Origin of the sequence: Salinisphaera orenii subsp. orenii MK-B5 (assembly GCF_003788635.1) — a bacterium.
GTDB classification, from domain to species: Bacteria; Pseudomonadota; Gammaproteobacteria; order Nevskiales; family Salinisphaeraceae; genus Salinisphaera; species Salinisphaera orenii.
Genome location: NZ_AYKH01000041.1, coordinates 14,846 through 29,350, shown reverse-complemented (window position 1 = coordinate 29,350; position 14,505 = coordinate 14,846). Strand labels below are relative to the sequence as shown.

General features: G+C 67.3%; 20 protein-coding genes. 13 read left to right on the top strand and 7 right to left on the bottom strand.

Annotated elements, in window-relative coordinates:
• The first annotated feature begins 4 nt into the window (after window positions 1–4).
• From mntR to SAOR_RS14000, 3 genes are all read left to right on the top strand, one after another.
• Window positions 5–499 (top strand): manganese-binding transcriptional regulator MntR, encoded by a 495-nt coding sequence (mntR, locus tag SAOR_RS14010; protein ID WP_123591076.1) that lies wholly within the window; start codon window positions 5–7, stop codon window positions 497–499.
• A 7-nt stretch (window positions 500–506) separates the two neighbouring features.
• A complete protein-coding gene (nfi, locus tag SAOR_RS14005) occupies window positions 507–1,220 on the top strand; it encodes a deoxyribonuclease V (protein ID WP_123631972.1) in 714 nt (237 codons plus the stop codon).
• Window positions 1,221–1,298: 78 nt separating this feature from the next.
• On the top strand, window positions 1,299–1,883 hold the full coding sequence (locus SAOR_RS14000; protein ID WP_123631971.1) for a hypothetical protein: 585 nt from the start codon (window positions 1,299–1,301) through the stop codon (window positions 1,881–1,883).
• Window positions 1,884–2,277: 394 nt separating this feature from the next.
• On the opposite strand, the gene SAOR_RS13995 is transcribed toward SAOR_RS14000, so the two are convergent.
• The 6 genes from SAOR_RS13995 to hisI form a co-directional block, all read right to left on the bottom strand.
• A complete protein-coding gene (locus SAOR_RS13995) occupies window positions 2,278–2,748 on the bottom strand; it encodes an EF-hand domain-containing protein (protein WP_123631970.1) in 471 nt (156 codons plus the stop codon).
• 391 nt (window positions 2,749–3,139) lie between these two features.
• Complete coding sequence (gene tatC / locus SAOR_RS13990) at window positions 3,140–3,907, bottom strand: twin-arginine translocase subunit TatC (protein ID WP_123631969.1); 768 nt, start codon at window positions 3,905–3,907, stop codon at window positions 3,140–3,142.
• Window positions 3,904–4,305: a Sec-independent protein translocase protein TatB gene (gene tatB, locus SAOR_RS13985; protein WP_123631968.1), complete on the bottom strand. Its 402-nt coding sequence runs from the start codon at window positions 4,303–4,305 to the stop codon at window positions 3,904–3,906. The genes tatC and tatB overlap by 4 nt, the downstream gene beginning before the upstream one ends.
• Window positions 4,306–4,320: 15 nt before the next feature.
• Window positions 4,321–4,614, bottom strand: coding sequence for a Sec-independent protein translocase subunit TatA (gene tatA, locus SAOR_RS17340; protein WP_425472116.1), 294 nt, complete (start codon window positions 4,612–4,614; stop codon window positions 4,321–4,323).
• A 14-nt stretch (window positions 4,615–4,628) separates the two neighbouring features.
• Window positions 4,629–4,967, bottom strand: a complete 339-nt coding sequence (locus SAOR_RS13975) for a phosphoribosyl-ATP diphosphatase (protein ID WP_123631967.1) — start codon at window positions 4,965–4,967, stop codon at window positions 4,629–4,631.
• Entirely contained in the window at window positions 4,960–5,391 is a 432-nt protein-coding gene (gene hisI, locus SAOR_RS13970; RefSeq protein WP_245965487.1) for a phosphoribosyl-AMP cyclohydrolase, read from the bottom strand. Before hisI ends, SAOR_RS13975 begins: the two co-directional genes overlap by 8 nt.
• A 121-nt stretch (window positions 5,392–5,512) precedes the next feature.
• Between hisI and trkA the strand changes: the two genes are divergently transcribed.
• The 10 genes from trkA (at window position 5,513) to SAOR_RS13920 (ending at window position 13,879) form a co-directional block, all read left to right on the top strand.
• Window positions 5,513–6,892, top strand: a complete 1,380-nt coding sequence (gene trkA / locus SAOR_RS13965) for a Trk system potassium transporter TrkA (protein ID WP_123592120.1) — start codon at window positions 5,513–5,515, stop codon at window positions 6,890–6,892.
• Window positions 6,893–6,962: 70 nt separating this feature from the next.
• Window positions 6,963–8,372: a TrkH family potassium uptake protein gene (locus tag SAOR_RS13960; RefSeq protein WP_123632071.1), complete on the top strand. Its 1,410-nt coding sequence runs from the start codon at window positions 6,963–6,965 to the stop codon at window positions 8,370–8,372.
• A 46-nt stretch (window positions 8,373–8,418) separates the two neighbouring features.
• The gene (locus tag SAOR_RS13955) at window positions 8,419–8,751 is read left to right on the top strand and encodes a tetratricopeptide repeat protein (protein WP_123631966.1); all 333 of its coding nucleotides are present in this window, start codon (window positions 8,419–8,421) and stop codon (window positions 8,749–8,751) included.
• The gene (locus SAOR_RS13950) at window positions 8,751–9,704 is read left to right on the top strand and encodes a homoserine kinase (protein WP_123631965.1); all 954 of its coding nucleotides are present in this window, start codon (window positions 8,751–8,753) and stop codon (window positions 9,702–9,704) included. Before SAOR_RS13955 ends, SAOR_RS13950 begins: the two co-directional genes overlap by 1 nt.
• The gene (gene dtd, locus SAOR_RS13945) at window positions 9,701–10,138 is read left to right on the top strand and encodes a D-aminoacyl-tRNA deacylase (RefSeq protein WP_123631964.1); all 438 of its coding nucleotides are present in this window, start codon (window positions 9,701–9,703) and stop codon (window positions 10,136–10,138) included. Before SAOR_RS13950 ends, dtd begins: the two co-directional genes overlap by 4 nt.
• A gap of 96 nt (window positions 10,139–10,234) precedes the next feature.
• Complete coding sequence (hisB, locus tag SAOR_RS13940) at window positions 10,235–10,828, top strand: imidazoleglycerol-phosphate dehydratase HisB (RefSeq protein ID WP_123592124.1); 594 nt, start codon at window positions 10,235–10,237, stop codon at window positions 10,826–10,828.
• Between the two features lie 18 nt (window positions 10,829–10,846).
• Window positions 10,847–11,491 carry an imidazole glycerol phosphate synthase subunit HisH gene (gene hisH / locus SAOR_RS13935; protein WP_123592125.1) on the top strand — a complete coding sequence of 215 codons (645 nt, stop codon included), beginning with the start codon at window positions 10,847–10,849 and terminating at the stop codon, window positions 11,489–11,491.
• Window positions 11,492–11,543: 52 nt separating this feature from the next.
• The gene (hisA, locus tag SAOR_RS13930; RefSeq protein ID WP_123631963.1) at window positions 11,544–12,290 is read left to right on the top strand and encodes a 1-(5-phosphoribosyl)-5-[(5-phosphoribosylamino)methylideneamino]imidazole-4-carboxamide isomerase; all 747 of its coding nucleotides are present in this window, start codon (window positions 11,544–11,546) and stop codon (window positions 12,288–12,290) included.
• A complete protein-coding gene (hisF, locus tag SAOR_RS13925) occupies window positions 12,287–13,072 on the top strand; it encodes an imidazole glycerol phosphate synthase subunit HisF (protein WP_123592127.1) in 786 nt (261 codons plus the stop codon). The genes hisA and hisF overlap by 4 nt, the downstream gene beginning before the upstream one ends.
• 96 nt (window positions 13,073–13,168) lie before the next feature.
• Window positions 13,169–13,879, top strand: coding sequence for an SIMPL domain-containing protein (locus SAOR_RS13920; RefSeq protein WP_123631962.1), 711 nt, complete (start codon window positions 13,169–13,171; stop codon window positions 13,877–13,879).
• 58 nt (window positions 13,880–13,937) lie between these two features.
• Here the strand turns inward: SAOR_RS13920 and SAOR_RS13915 are convergent, their stop codons facing one another.
• The gene (locus SAOR_RS13915) at window positions 13,938–14,504 is read right to left on the bottom strand and encodes a type 1 glutamine amidotransferase domain-containing protein (protein ID WP_123592129.1); all 567 of its coding nucleotides are present in this window, start codon (window positions 14,502–14,504) and stop codon (window positions 13,938–13,940) included.
• Window position 14,505: the final 1 nt, after the last annotated feature.

Sequence of the window (14,505 nt, the reverse complement as noted above, 5' to 3'; positions counted from 1 at the left end):
CACGATGAACGCAGAACGCACGGCAAACGATCTCGACCACGTCCTGCGTGCGGATACCTCCGGGGAGCTGCTCGACCCCGCCGACCACGCGCGCCAGTACAGCTATGTCCGCAAGGCGCACGAGACCGAGCTGATCGAGGACTATGTCGAGCTCATCGCGGATCTGATCGATGCCAAGGGCGAGGCTCGCGCCGTCGAGCTGGCCCAGCGCATGGGCGTGACCCAGGCCACGGTCGGCAAGATGATCCGCCGCATGACCGACGCCGGCCTGGTGACCAGCGAGCCCTATCGCTCCATCTTCCTCACCGAAGACGGCAAGCGCATGGCCTGCGAATCACGCGACCGGCATATCGTGGTGCTGCGCTTCCTGCGTGCCCTGGGCGTGCCGGAGACCACCGCGCGCAAGGACGCCGAGGGCGTGGAGCACCACGTCAGCGCCGAAACCATCGAGATCATGCGTCGTTTCGCCGACGACCGCGACGGCGCGCAGGACGACTGAGGCACGGATGCCGGACACACCCGGCGTCGTCCGTCGCCAGACCACCGACGGCCGCATCTGCCTCGACCACGACTGGCCCCAGGACGCGCGCGCCTGCCGGACGCTGCAGCGGGAACTGGCCGACCGCGTCGACACCCGCCACGATACCGGCCCGGTGGCGACGCTCGGCGGCGTCGACATCGGCTTCGAGGACGGCGGCCGCACCACGCGCGCGGCGGCCGTGGTGCTGGATGCCACCACGCTGGCGGTACGCGAGCGCCGGCTCGTGCGCGTGCCGACGCGGATGCCCTACATCCCCGGCCTGCTGTCGTTCCGGGAGATCCCCGGCGCGCTAGCCGCGCTCGAGGCGCTTGAGACGCCGCCGGATCTGATCCTGGTCGACGGTCATGGCATCGCCCACCCGCGCCGCCTCGGCGTGGCGACCCACCTCGGCCTGGTCACCGGTCGGCCGACCATTGGCGTCGCCAAGAAGCGTCTGACCGGAACGCACGGCCCGGCCCCGGAGCGCCGCGGCGCCTGGACCCCGCTCTACGACGGCGAAACCGTGATCGGCGCCGTCCTGCGCTCGCGCGAGCGCGTTAAGCCAATCTTCATCTCGCCCGGGCATCGTGTGGACCTCGACAACGCGATTGCCTGGACCCTGCAGGCGCTGACCCGCTACCGCCTTCCGGAGACGACCCGCGTCGCTGACCGGCTCGCCTCCGGAAAGCCGGATTTTTGAGCGCCTGCTGCGGCACTGATAACCTTGAACGTTGTCAGATCAGGTCCACACGACATTCACTCGACGGATAGACCTATGATGAAACGTGTAACATCCACTCTCGCCGTGGCGCTGGCCGCCATCGCCTTCAGTGCCACGACGGCCAACGCGCAGGGCGCGGCGGCCGGCGGCGCCGATCAGCAGGAAGCCCAGCAACTGATGCAGCAGTACCGCCAGAAGGCGTCGCGCCTGCAGCAGATCCACAAGGAAACCATCGAAGCCAATCCGGAGCTGGCCACCCAGCAGGAAGAGTTCGAGAAGAAGGTTCGTCAGGCCGTCGAGGACGAGGGCTACGACGTCGAACAGGGCCAGCAGCGGGTTCAGGAACTCGCGCAGAAGATGCAGTCCGGCGATCTCGACCAGTCCGAGCGCAAGGCGGTGATGCAGGATTTTCAGGCCGAGCGCCAGGAGATGACACAGGCCCGTAACAAGGTCATGCAGAAGCCGGAAATCCAGTCGGCCGGTCAGCAGCTGCAGGAAGACACGCTTGCGGCCATGAAGAAGCAGAACAGCAACACGCAGGATCTGCTCGACGAGATGGATTCGCTGCGCTCCGAGCTGCAGTCGAAGATGCCGCAGTCCGGTCAGGCGCCCGCCCCGGGCCAGTCCCCCGGCAGCGGCTGATCTCAAGCCCTAACTGCTCGCGAAAAACCCGGCCATGCGCCGGGTTTTTTCATGGCCGCTATCGGGGCCGTCCGGCGATCCGCGGAATCGAGCACCCTCCCGCCGCAGCCCGAGCCGGGACGAATATCGGCCGCGACAACGGCCATGTGCGCATCGCACCTATTCGATGCCGCACGCGATCCGCAGCCGTGACGGGCCGACCGTGATATCGAATGGGAAACTCCGCCGATTCGCCGAGTATCGGCGTCACGACGAGAAACGCCCGCGGCACGCCGCGGGCGTTCATGCGTCGAAGCATCAAATCAGCTAACGGCCGCGCGCCGCGCGTGGACTTGGTGTCCCGTCACGGCCGGTCGAACCGCTAGCGCAGCATACGGCGCCGGCCAGACGGTGACTACTCGTCCCAGCGGGTTTCAGCATCCTGCGACCTGTCGCCGCCCGGCCGAGCGTCCGGATCCTTCAGCCGACGCGTGCCGTCGCGCATGATGATATAGGTCTGGCCGCCGGAAACCGCGGGGCCGACCACACCGGCACCGCGGGCCTGCATTCCGGCCTGGAACTGCTCGAAGGTGATGCCGCCGGGACTGCTCTGGCTTTCGCGGTCCTCGATCGTCGCACTCGTGTCGAGCGAATCGTAGATCTCGGCGACCTCCTCGCTGTCGGCGGCCTCCGACCGGCTGAGCACGCCGTCGCCGTTGGCATCGAGCGCGTCGAAGCGCGTGTGCAGCGCGCTTTCGCTCATCTGAGTCTGACGTTCGGCGCCGGCGTTTCGCTCGCCGCTGTTCTGCATGCTGTCTTGGGCCATCGCGCTGCCGCCACCGGCGGCCATGGCGAGCCCGATTGCGATCGCTGTCTTCCTGAACATGGCGGTGCCTCTGTGTCGGAATGGAATTCAACGCGGAACATAACGCCGTGCCATGAACCCGCACTTAACCCGTAGGCCCGGAACACGAACGACACCAGGGCCTGCCAACACCTCATGCGAGCCCGCGCCAGGCGTTTCCTGAAAAATTGATCAGGGGCGGCAGGACGAGGCGTCGTGCGCGCCGCGCAGTCATTCTGCGCCAACTTCTGCGCCAACGCGGGATTGCCGCACCACAGCGCCTGGCCCGAAGGGTTGGGCCGCCCATGAAACAATCATGGGCGCGCTGCGGCGTTGCCAGTCTTGATCGTGGCGCGCCACGATCGGTGACTCGCGCCTCGCGTAACACGATTTGAGGTCTCCAACGCGGCGTCCGCATGAAGTGTTAACAGGCCTAGCGCTGCTCGTCCTGCTGCGCCTCGACCTCGCGCACACCCGGCACGAAAAGCCGCGCGGTCCAGATGCCGACCTCGTAGAGCAGATAGACCGGCACGGCCAGAAGCGTCTGCGAGATGACGTCCGGCGGCGTCAGCAGCATGCCCACAGCGAATGCCGCCACCAGCACATAGGCGCGATAGCTGGCGAGCTGGCGCGGCGTGACGAAGCCGGCCCAGACGATCAGAAAGATCGCCACCGGCAGCTCGAAGGCCATGCCGAAGGCGAGGAACATGCCGAGCACGAAATCCAGATACGCCGAGATGTCGGTCATCACCGCCACGCCCGTGGGCGCGACCGAGATGAAAAACCCGAACACCACGGGGAACACCGCGTAGTAGGCGAACGCCATGCCGAGATAGAACAGCCCGGTGCTGGAGGCCAGCAGGGGTGTGACCAGCCGGCGCTCCTGGGCGTAGAGTCCCGGCGCGATGAACATCCAGATCTGGTAAAGGGTCCAGGGCAGCGAGACCGCCACCGCCAGCAGCATCGACAGCTTGAACGGCGCCAGAAACGGCGCGGCGACCCCGGTCGCGATCAGGCTGTTGCCCTCCGGCATGTGCGCGAGAAGCGGCCCGGAGAGAAACGTGAACAGATCGCGCGCGAAATAGGCCATCGGCACGAAAACGATGCCGATGCCGATCACGATCCGCAGCAGGCGCGAGCGCAGCTCGAGCAGATGCGCCATCAGCGGCTGTTCTTCCTCGCTCGGCGTCTGCTGGCTCATTCGCTGGGTCGATCCGTCTTCCGTGATCCGTCATCGGCGGTCGGCGCGTCGCGCGCCGACGCATCGCCGCCCCCGGCCGCATCCGACCGTGTGCCAGCCCGGGCGGCGTCGTCGCTCGGCTTCACCGACGGCCGCTCGGGGGAAAGGGCGTCCTGTGCGGGCTCGATCGCCCCGCGCGTCTCCGATTCGATGCGCTCGCGCGTGCGCCGGACGTCGGCGCGCAGCTCGTCGACGCTGACCTCACGCTCGAGCTCGCTGGTGATACCGCGCACATAGCCCTTGGCGCGCCCGACCCAGAGCCCCAGCGTGCGCGCGACCACGGGCAGGCGCTCGGGGCCGAGCACGATCAGGCCGATGACGGCCAGTATTGTCAGTTCCCAGAAACCGATATCGAACATTCCCGTGGCGCGAGACTACTCGCGGTTCTCGCTCTCATCCCGCTTGGCGTTGCGCTGATGGGCGTCCTCCACCGGGCCGGTGTTGGCCTTGGTCTTGCCCAGTTCGTCGACGACCTGCGGGTCCTCCGGGCGCTTGCGGGCGTCCTCGGTGGTCTCGTCGTTCTCGTCGCCGTCCTTCATCGCGCCGCGGAAATCCTTGAGCGCCGAACCGAGATCGCCGCCGAGGTTGCGCAGTCGCTTGGTGCCGAATATCAGCACCACGATGACCAGAAGAATGAGCAGCTGCCAGATACTGATACCACCAATCATGATTACCTCGTCTGTTACTCGTGTCCGTCGGACGCCGGGCGGGCGGCCTTCTCCTCGATGCCGGACACGCCAAAGCGTCGTCCAAGTTCGGCCTGCACCGCGGCACTGTCGAGCCCGCGCGAGCCGAGCAGCACCATGCAATGGAACCACAGGTCGGCGACCTCGTGGATCAAATGGACGTCGTCGTCCTCGGCGGCGGCCTCGACCACCTCCTCGGACTCCTCGCGGATCTTGGCGCCGATGCGCGCCACGCCGCCCGCATAGAGCGAGGCAGTGTAGCTGGTGTCGGGATCGGCCTCGCGCCGGGCGGCCAGCGCCGCGTCGAGCCGGCTCAGAATATCGTTGTCACTCATGCAGACCGTACATGTCCTGGGGATCGATGAGCACCGGGTCCCGGGTCACCCATTCGCCGTCGTCGTGGATCTGGAAGAAACAGGATTCGCGCCCCGTATGACAGGCCGCGCCGCCGATCTGTTCGATCCGCAGCAGCAGCGCATCGTTGTCGCAGTCCAGCCGGATCTCGACCACGCGCTGCCGATTGCCCGATGTCTCACCCTTGCGCCAGAGCTTGGCACGCGAACGTGACCAGTAGGTTGCAAAGCCGGACTCGACCGTCGCCGCGAGCGCGGCCCGGTTCATCCAGGCCAGCGTGAGCACGCGCTGGCTGTCCACCGACTGCGCGATCACCGGCGCCAGGCCGTGTTCGTCCCAGGCCACGTGCTCGAGCCAGGCCGGGCCGTCGGCGGATTCGGGGGATGAGCTGACGTCGTCGTTCACGATCTGTCGCGAGGGTGTTGAACAGGCGTCCATATTACGCGCATCGTGCAGCGAACACAGCGTCCGATGTGCGCCTGCAGGCTGTTGCAAGCGGACAGGGCCCGTTCTACTGTTGCGCGGCATGAAGATCATCATCCTGGGGGCGGGCGAAGTCGGTGCGACACTGGCGGAGAATCTCGCGCACGAATCCAACGACGTCACCGTCGTCGATACCGACCAGTCGCTGCTGCGTCCGCTCCAGGATCGGCTCGATATCCAGGCGGTGCAGGGCTATGCCTCGCATCCCGACGTTCTGCGCAATGCCGGTGCCAACGACGCCGACATGATCATCGCGGTCACGGCGACCGACGAGACCAACATGATCGCCTGCCAGATCGCCTACACGCTGTTCCACACGCCGACCAAGATCGCACGCATCCGGGCGGCCGAGTATCTGCTCGAGGATCGGCTGTTCCATCAGGATGCGATCCCGATCGACATGACCATCAGCCCGGAGCAGCTGGTCACCGACTACATCAAGCGGCTGATCGAGTATCCGGGCGCGCTCCAGGTGGTGGACTTCGCCGACGGCAAGGTGCAGGTCGTGGGCGTCAAGGCCTACTACGGCGGGCCGCTCGTCGGCCAGGAGCTGCGCACCCTGCGCGAGCACATCCCCGACATCGACACCCGCGTGGTGGCGATCTATCGGCGCGGCAAACCGCTGATCCCGGAAGGCGACACCATCATCGAGGCCGATGACGAGGTGTTCTTCGTCGCCGCACGGCGGGACATCAAGAAGGTGATCGGGGAACTGCGCAAGCTCGACCGGCCGGTCAAGCGGGTGATGATCGCCGGTGGCGGCAACATCGGCCTGCGGCTGGCGCTGGCGCTGGAAAACCACTGCCAGGTCAAGATCATCGAGAACAATCAGGCGCGGGCCGGCTGGCTCTCGGAGAAGGTCAACCGCTCGATCGTGCTCAAGGGCGACGCCGCGAACGAGTCGCTGCTGGTCGAGGAGAACATCGAGCACGTCGACGTGTTCTGCGCGATCACCAACGACGACGAGGCCAACATCCTCTCGGCCATGCTGGCCAAGCGCCTGGGCGCGCGCAAGGCGATGTCGCTGATCAACCGGCTGGCCTATGTGGACCTGATCGAGTCCTCGGGCACCCAGATCGACATCGCGATCTCGCCCAAGCAGTCCACCATCTCCGCCCTGCTGGCGCACGTGCGCCGCGGCGACGTGGTTCGGGTGCACACGCTGCGGCGCGGCGCGGCCGAGGCGATCGAGGCCATCGCCCACGGCGAGCGGGCCGACTCGCGCGTGGTCGGCCGGCGCATCGACGAGATCAAGCTGCCCCCGGGCACGACCATCGGCGCGATCGCACGCGGCGACGACGTCCTGATGGGCCATCGCGACACGGTGATCGAATCCGGCGATCACGTCATGCTGTTCATCGTCGACAAGAAATACACGGCGGACGTGGAACGTCTGTTCCAGGTCGGCGTGTCCTACGTCTGAGCGCGCCGTGGCGACATTCCAGCTGAACTACTACTTCGCGGTCGTCCAGCGGGTGCTCGGCCTGCTGCTGATGATCTTCTCCACCAGCATGCTGGTGCCGGCGGTCATGGGTTTCGCCTACGGCGACGGCGAGAGCGACGCCTTTCTCATCGGATTCGCGGTCACCCTGACGACCGGTACGGCCGCGTGGTGGCCGGTCCGCCACGTTCAGCGCGAACTCAAGGTCCGCGACGGCTTTCTGGTCGTGGTGCTGTTCTGGATGGTGCTCAGCCTGTTCGGCGCGGTGCCGCTGTATCTCGCCGAGCGTCCCGACATCAGCGTCACCGACGCCGTGTTCGAATCGGTCTCCGGGCTGACCACGACCGGCGCCACCGTGCTGGTCGGGCTGGACACGCTGCCGCATGCGGTGCTGTTCTGGCGCCAGCTGCTGCACTGGATGGGCGGCATGGGCATCATCGTGCTCGCGGTGGCGGTGCTGCCGATGCTCGGCGTGGGTGGCATGCAGCTTTATCGCGCGGAAACGCCCGGCCCGATCAAGGATTCCAAGCTGACGCCGCGCATTCGCGAGACCGCCAAGGCGCTTTGGTATCTGTACGTCTCGCTCACGGCCCTGTGCGCGCTGGTGTTCTGGCTGGCCGGCATGAGCGCCTTCGACGCCGTGAGTCACGGCTTTTCGGCGATCGCCACGGGCGGCTTCTCCAACCACGACCTGTCGCTGGGCCATCACGACAACCCGGTGATCGAGCTCGCGGCGATCGTGGCGATGCTGGTGGGCTCGATCAGCTTCGGCATGCACTTCACCGTCTGGCGCAGCGCCAATCCGCTGACCTACTGGCGCGACTCGGAGACGCGCACCTTCCTGATCATGGTCCTCGCCGCGACCACGGTCTGCGTCGGGGTGCTTTTGTTGTCGGGCACGTACGTCAACGTGCCGGAGGCCATGGTGAAGTCGATGTTCCAGGTGGTCGCCATCGGAACCACCACCGGCTTCACGACCACCGACTATTCGGTCTGGCCGACCTTTCTGCCCATGCTGCTGCTGCTCGGCAGCTTCGTGGGCGGCTGCGCGGGCTCGACCACGGGCGGCATGAAGGTCGTGCGCTTCATCCTGCTCGCCAAGCAGGGCACGCGCGAGATCACCCGCCTGGTTCACCCCAACGCCGAGATCCCGATCAAGATGGGCGCGAAGGTGATCCCGGACCGCGTCATCCAGGCGGTCTGGGGTTTCTTCGCGGTCTACGTGACGGTGTTCACGGCCATGTTCCTGGTGCTGCTGGCCGCCGGCCTGAGCGAGCTGACGGCGTTCTCGGCGGTGGCGGCCTCGATCAACAACCTGGGTCCGGGCCTGGGCGAAGTGTCATCGAACATGGCCGGCCTGCCCGCGCTGGCCAAGTGGGTGCTGTGCCTGGCGATGCTGCTGGGCCGGCTGGAAGTGTTCACCCTGCTGGTGATTCTGACCCCCGCCTTCTGGCGCCACTGAGCGATTTCTCTCCCGCGCGGCGCAGCGCGACCGTTACACTGTGCGCATGGGGATGCGCGACCAACTCGAGGACATGCTCGCCGCGGGGCGCGACGGGGCGCTGCTGCGTTTCTCGCTCGGCGAGCTGCTGTATCAGGCCGGCGAGACCGGTCCGGCGATCACGCATCTGGCGGAGGCGGTCGCTCAGGACCCGCAGTATTCCGCCGCCTGGAAACTCTACGGCCGGGCCCTGCTGGAACACGGTGACACGGACGCGGCGATCGATGCGCTCGAACGCGGGATCGCAGTGGCCGAGGACCGCGGCGACAATCAGGCGGCCAAGGAAATGCGGGTCTTTCTCAAGCGCGCGCGCAGGCGGGACAGCGAAGGCAGAAACTGATGTCGGTGTACACCCGGGTCGATCACGACGATCTGCGCGCCCTGCTCGCGGATTACGCCATCGGCGAACTCGAGGACTTCCGCGGCATCGCCGCCGGCATCACGAACACCAACTACTTCGTGGACACCACCACCGGACGCTGGGTTCTCACGCTCTTCGAGCAGGTGGACACCGCGGCGCTGCCGTTCTTCATGCAGCTCATGGACCATCTCGCCGGACACGGCGTGCCGGGGGCCCACCCGGTGGCCCGTAACGACGGCGGTTTTCTCAGCGAGGTGCGCGGGCGCCCGGCCGCCCTGGTCTATCGGCTGTCCGGCGCGAGTATCGAGAGCCCGGAACCGGCCCAGTGCGGCTCGCTCGGCGGCGTCGTGGCCGAGATGCACCGTGCCGTGCGCTCCTTCGGCCTGACCCAGGACAACACCCGGGATCTGGCCTGGCTGCGCGATGCCCGCGCGCGCCTGGGCACGCGCCTGGACACCGAGACGCGGACGCTGCTCGACGACGAGCTCGCCTATCAGTCCGACTGCGCCCGGACCTGCTACGTCGACCTGCCGCGCGCGGTCATCCACGCCGACATGTTCCGCGACAACGTCCTGTTCCAGGGTCAGCGGGTCTCGGGCATCATCGACTTCTACTTCGCCTGTCAGGAGTATCTGCTGTTCGATCTGGCCGTGATCTGCAACGACTGGGCCTACGACGACCAGCGCCGGCACCTGCCGGATCACTGGGCGGCCTTCGCGGGCGCCTACCATCGCCGCCGGCCGCTGACCGACGCCGAGATCCGGGCCTGGCCGGCGATGCTCCGGGCCGCGGCGCTGCGTTTCTGGGTCTCGCGGCTCGTGGATTACCACTTCCCGATGGACGGCGACGTCGTGCACGTCCACGACCCGACGCCGTTCGAGGCCCTGCTGCGCCGCCATCGCGAACAGGCGCCGCCGCTGATCCCGTCATGATCGCGCTGATCCAGCGCGTGTCCCGCGCCGCGGTGTGCATCGACGGCGAGCAAGTGGCCGCCATCGACCGCGGCATACTCGCGCTGGTCGCCGCGGTGCCCGAGGACGACGACGCCCGAGCCCGGCGGCTGGCCGAGCGCGTGCTCGGCTACCGCCTGTTCGCCGACGCCGACGGCCGCATGAACGTCAGCGCCGCGGCGGGCGGCCACGCGGTGCTCGCCGTGCCCCAGTTCACGCTCGCCGCGGACACCCGTCGCGGCACGCGGCCGGGCTTTTCCACCGCCTGCCCGCCCGAACGCGCGGCCGGGCTCTTCGACGTCTTCGCCGCCGCCCTTGCGGCCGCGCACACGCCCGTGGCCACGGGCGTTTTCGGCGCCGACATGCAGGTCGAGCTGGTCAACGACGGGCCGGTCACGTTCTGGCTTGCCAGCTAGGCGACGCGGGCGCCCGCGGCCATTCGCGTGACCGGCGCAAACGGCGTATTATCCGCCGTCTGACGGGGTGAATCGACAGCTTTGAAAGCGACTACCATGACTTCGCGACGGGCCACGATCGCACGCGCGACGGCCGAAACCGATATTCGACTCGAGATCGACCTGGACGGTAGCGGCGCCTTCACCGGCGGTACCGGTGTCGGCTTTTTCGATCACATGCTCCACCAGATCGCCCGCCACGGGCTGATCGACATCGAGCTGAGCGCGGCCGGCGACACCCACATCGACGACCACCACACGGTCGAGGACGTGGGCCTGTGTCTGGGCCGGGCGCTAGCCGAGGCCGTGGGCGACAAGCGCGGCATCACGCGCTACGGGCACGCCTACGTGCCCCTGGACGAGGCGTTGTCGCGGGTCGTCGTCGATCTGTCGGGCCGGCCGGGGCTGTTCTTCGACGCCGCGTTCACGCGCGACAAGATCGGCACCTTCGACGTCGAGCTCGTGCGCGAGTTCTTCCAGGGCGTGGCCAGCGCCGGCGCGATCACCCTGCACATGGACAGCCTCAAGGGTGACAACGCGCACCATATCGCCGAGACCCTGTTCAAGGCCTTCGGACGCGCGCTGCGCATGGCCGTGGCCGGCGACGCGCGCGCCGAGGGCGCGATGCCGTCGACCAAGGGCCGCCTCTAGACCACCTTCTCTACGCTTATGGCAACCGTCGGCATCATCGACTACGGGATGGGCAATCTGCACTCGATTGCCAAGGCCCTGCGCTACGTCGCATCGGACGAGCAGATCGAGGTCAGCTTCGATCCGGATGCGCTCGCGCGCATGGATCGCCTGGTCCTGCCTGGCGTCGGCGCGATCGGGCACTGCATGGCCGAGCTGCATCGCCTGGAGCTCGACGACATGATCCGCGAGCAGCTCGGCCGCAAGCCGCTCATGGGCGTCTGTCTGGGGATCGAAGCCCTGATGGCGCACTCGGAGGAATCCGGCGGGGTGGAATGCCTCGGCGCCTTCCCCGGGGATACGGTGCACTTCGCCGGCCCGGACGACCAGCCCGACGGCGTGCGCCGCAAGATACCGCATATGGGCTGGAATCAGGTCCGCCAGGAGCGGCATCATCCGTTGTGGAAGGATATCGCGCCGGCGAGCTGGTTCTATTTCGTCCACAGCTATCACGTCGTGCCCGAGAACGCCGGCCACATCGCCGGCACCACCGACTACGGTGTCCGCTTCGCGTCGGTGATCCTGCGCGAGAACGTCTTTGCCGTGCAGTTCCATCCCGAAAAGAGCCAGTCGGCCGGCCTGCAGCTGCTGGCCAATTTCCTCGAATGGGACGGCGCCGCCTAGAACGGCCCCGCCCGCAACAGTCACGAATCGGCCGCAGACCAGGAGTTCCGGCGTGCTACTCATCCCTGCAATCGACATCAAGAACGGTCAGTGCGTGCGCCTGCGCCAGGGCGACATGGACAAGAACGTCACCGTATTCGACGACGACCCCGTGGCGGTGGCCGAGCGCTGGATCGCCGCGGGCGCTGACCGCATCCACGTGGTCGATCTCGACGGTGCCAAGGCCGGCTATCCGGTCAACGACCGCGTGATCGGGGAGATCGTGGCCGCCGCGGGCGACATCCCCGTGCAGGTCGGCGGCGGCATCCGCGAGGAAGTCGACATCGAGACCTATCTCGAGCGCGGCGTGGAGTTCGTCATCCTCGGCACCCGCGCGGTCTCGGAGCCGCACTTCGTCGCCGACGTCGGGGTGGAGTTCCCGCGCCGGATCATCGTCGGCCTGGACGCCCGCGACGGCAAGGTCGCCACCGACGGCTGGTCGAAACTGTCCAATCACGCGGTTGCCGACCTCGCGCAGCAGTTCGAGGCCGACGGCGTGATCGCCATCATCCACACCGACATCAGCCGCGACGGCATGATGGAGGGCGTGAACGTCGAGGCCAGCCGCGCGCTGGCCCGGGAACTGACCATTCCGGTCATCGCCTCGGGCGGGGTGACCCGTCTCGACGACATCGAGGCCCTGCTCGACGCCGAGGCCGACGGCGTCACGGGCGCGGTGATCGGGCGCGCGCTCTACGAGGGCACCATCGATCTCGCCGAAGCCCGCCGGCTCGTCAACGACAAGACCCGCAGCCCATGACCCTCGCCAAGCGCATCATCCCCTGCCTCGACATCGACAAGGGGCGGGTCGTCAAGGGCGTGAAGTTCCTCGAGATCAAGGACGCCGGCGACCCGGTCGAAATCGCGCGCCGCTACGACCAGCAGGGCGCCGACGAACTGGTGTTTCTCGACATCACCGCCAGCCACGAGGCGCGCGACACCCTCATGGACGTGGTCGAGCGCGTGGCCGGCGAGGTCTTCATTCCGCTGACCGTGGGCGGCGGCGTGCGCACTCTGCCGGACGTGCGCCGGCTGCTGTCGGCCGGGGCCGACAAGGTCTCGATCAACACCGCCGCGATCTCCAACCCGGATTTCGTGCGCGAGGCCGCCTACCGCTACGGCTCGCAGTGCATCGTCGTGGCCATCGACGCCAAGAACGTGGCCCGCAAGGGCGAGCCGCCGCGCTGGGAGATCTTCACCCACGGCGGCCGCAAGCCGACCGGCATCGAGGCCATCGGCTGGGCGCAGAAGCTGGTATCGCTGGGCGCCGGCGAAGTGCTGCTGACCAGCATGGACAAGGACGGCACCAAGTCCGGCTTCGACCTCAAGCTCACCCGGGCCATGTCGCAGTCGGTGGACGTGCCCGTGATCGCCTCCGGCGGCGTGGGCAGCCTCGAGGATCTGCACGACGGCCTGGAGATCGGCTGCGCGGACGCGGTGCTCGCCGCGTCCATATTCCACTTCGGCACCTATACTATCCAGCAGGCCAAGGGCTTTCTCGCCGAGCGCGGCGTGGTGGTGCGCGACCCGATCTACCGCTAGCGACCTCCGCCCCGCGCCCGATGCGTACGCACGCAGCGGGGCTTTCCGATATGCTTTGAAGGCGCTTTTCCGGCGTCGACGCAAAGGGCTATCGGCGTGTACCACAACGTCTTCGCAGCGGCCGTGCTCGGCCTGGCCATCGCCATCGGCCTGGTGACCGGTGGCAGCTATCTCAAGAGCGCGGCGATCCAGTGGAAATCCGCCGAGCGCACGGTCACGGTCAAGGGTCTGGCCGAACGCGAAGTCCGCGCCACGCTGGCGCTCTGGCCGCTGCATTTCAGCGTGACCGGCGACGCGCTCGGCGAGGTCCAGCAGCGGGTCAACGCCCAGGCCGACATCATCCGCGCCTTTCTCGCCGACGCCGGCTTCAAGCCCGACACGATCACCCTCACCTCGCCGGAGGTCACCGATCGTTTTGCCAACAGCTTCGGCAACCAGCGCCCGCCCAGCCGTTATTCGGCCGAGGCCACCATGCTCGTGCGCACCGAAGCGATCGACGCGGTCAAACAGGCCATGCCACGGGTCGGCGAACTGATCAGCCAGGGCGTGGTGCTCTCGCCGAACTACAACTACCGCACCGAATTCCTGTTCACCGAGCTGGAAGAGATCAAGCCGGAGATGATCGCGGCCGCGACCGCGGATGCCCGCAAGGCCGCCAAACAGTTCGCGCAGGACTCGGGCAGCCGGGTCGGCGCCATCCGCTCGGCCTCACAGGGCTATTTCTCGATCTCCGATCTCGACAGCTATACGCCGGATATCAAGCGCGTGCGCGTGGTGACCACGATCGACTACGCGCTGGAGGACTAGCGCGCACGAAAAAGCCCGGCCGTGGCCGGGCTTTTCCCTCATCGCGCGTGCGAACAGCCTAGGTCGTCTGTTCCTCGTGCTTGCCCTCGGCGATCTCCTCGATCATCTTCGCGCAGAAGGCGTCGAGATCGTCCGGCGTCCGGCTGGTGACGAGCGCTTCGTCGCAGACGACTTCGCGATCGACCCAGGTCGCACCGGCGTTCTTCAGATCGGTCTGGACCGACGGGAAGGACGTCAGCGTGCGGCCGTCGACCACGCCGGCTTCGATCAGCACCCACGGTGCATGACAGATCGCGCCGACCGGCTTGTGCTGGGCGAAGAAATCGCGCACGAAGGACACGGCCCTGTCATTGGTGCGCAGCGTGTCCGGATTGGCCAGACCGCCCGGCAGCACCAGTGCGTTGTAGTCGCCGGCCGAAACCTGATCCACGGTCTTGTCGACCGGCTTCGGGTCGCCCGTCGGTTCGCCGCCGCTTTCGCCCTGGATCTTGCCGGATTCGAGCGAAATCAGTTCCACTTCGGCGCCGGCGGCCTTGATCTCGTCCCAGGGCTGGGTCAGCTCCGAGTATTCGAAACCGTTGGTGGCCAGAAACGCGACCTTCTTGCCTTTGAGTTCGTCGCTCATC

Excerpts from the sequence above, each read along its gene's own strand:
- SAOR_RS13950 (WP_123631965.1), top strand. The coding sequence starts at position 8,751 with ATGTCGGTGTACACCCGGGTCGATCACGACGATCTGCGCGCCCTGCTC.
- hisF (WP_123592127.1), top strand. The coding sequence starts at position 12,287 with ATGACCCTCGCCAAGCGCATCATCCCCTGCCTCGACATCGACAAGGGG.
- hisH (WP_123592125.1), top strand. The coding sequence starts at position 10,847 with ATGGCAACCGTCGGCATCATCGACTACGGGATGGGCAATCTGCACTCG.
- trkA (WP_123592120.1), top strand. The coding sequence starts at position 5,513 with ATGAAGATCATCATCCTGGGGGCGGGCGAAGTCGGTGCGACACTGGCG.
- mntR (WP_123591076.1), top strand. The coding sequence starts at position 5 with ATGAACGCAGAACGCACGGCAAACGATCTCGACCACGTCCTGCGTGCG.
- hisB (WP_123592124.1), top strand. The coding sequence starts at position 10,235 with ATGACTTCGCGACGGGCCACGATCGCACGCGCGACGGCCGAAACCGAT.
- SAOR_RS13975 (WP_123631967.1), bottom strand. The coding sequence starts at position 4,967 with ATGAGTGACAACGATATTCTGAGCCGGCTCGACGCGGCGCTGGCCGCC.
- SAOR_RS13995 (WP_123631970.1), bottom strand. The coding sequence starts at position 2,748 with ATGTTCAGGAAGACAGCGATCGCAATCGGGCTCGCCATGGCCGCCGGT.
- tatB (WP_123631968.1), bottom strand. The coding sequence starts at position 4,305 with ATGTTCGATATCGGTTTCTGGGAACTGACAATACTGGCCGTCATCGGC.
- SAOR_RS13960 (WP_123632071.1), top strand. The coding sequence starts at position 6,963 with ATGATCTTCTCCACCAGCATGCTGGTGCCGGCGGTCATGGGTTTCGCC.
- tatC (WP_123631969.1), bottom strand. The coding sequence starts at position 3,907 with ATGAGCCAGCAGACGCCGAGCGAGGAAGAACAGCCGCTGATGGCGCAT.
- SAOR_RS13915 (WP_123592129.1), bottom strand. The coding sequence starts at position 14,504 with ATGAGCGACGAACTCAAAGGCAAGAAGGTCGCGTTTCTGGCCACCAAC.
- SAOR_RS14000 (WP_123631971.1), top strand. The coding sequence starts at position 1,299 with ATGAAACGTGTAACATCCACTCTCGCCGTGGCGCTGGCCGCCATCGCC.
- SAOR_RS13955 (WP_123631966.1), top strand. The coding sequence starts at position 8,419 with ATGGGGATGCGCGACCAACTCGAGGACATGCTCGCCGCGGGGCGCGAC.
- tatA (WP_425472116.1), bottom strand. The coding sequence starts at position 4,614 with ATGATTGGTGGTATCAGTATCTGGCAGCTGCTCATTCTTCTGGTCATC.
- nfi (WP_123631972.1), top strand. The coding sequence starts at position 507 with ATGCCGGACACACCCGGCGTCGTCCGTCGCCAGACCACCGACGGCCGC.
- dtd (WP_123631964.1), top strand. The coding sequence starts at position 9,701 with ATGATCGCGCTGATCCAGCGCGTGTCCCGCGCCGCGGTGTGCATCGAC.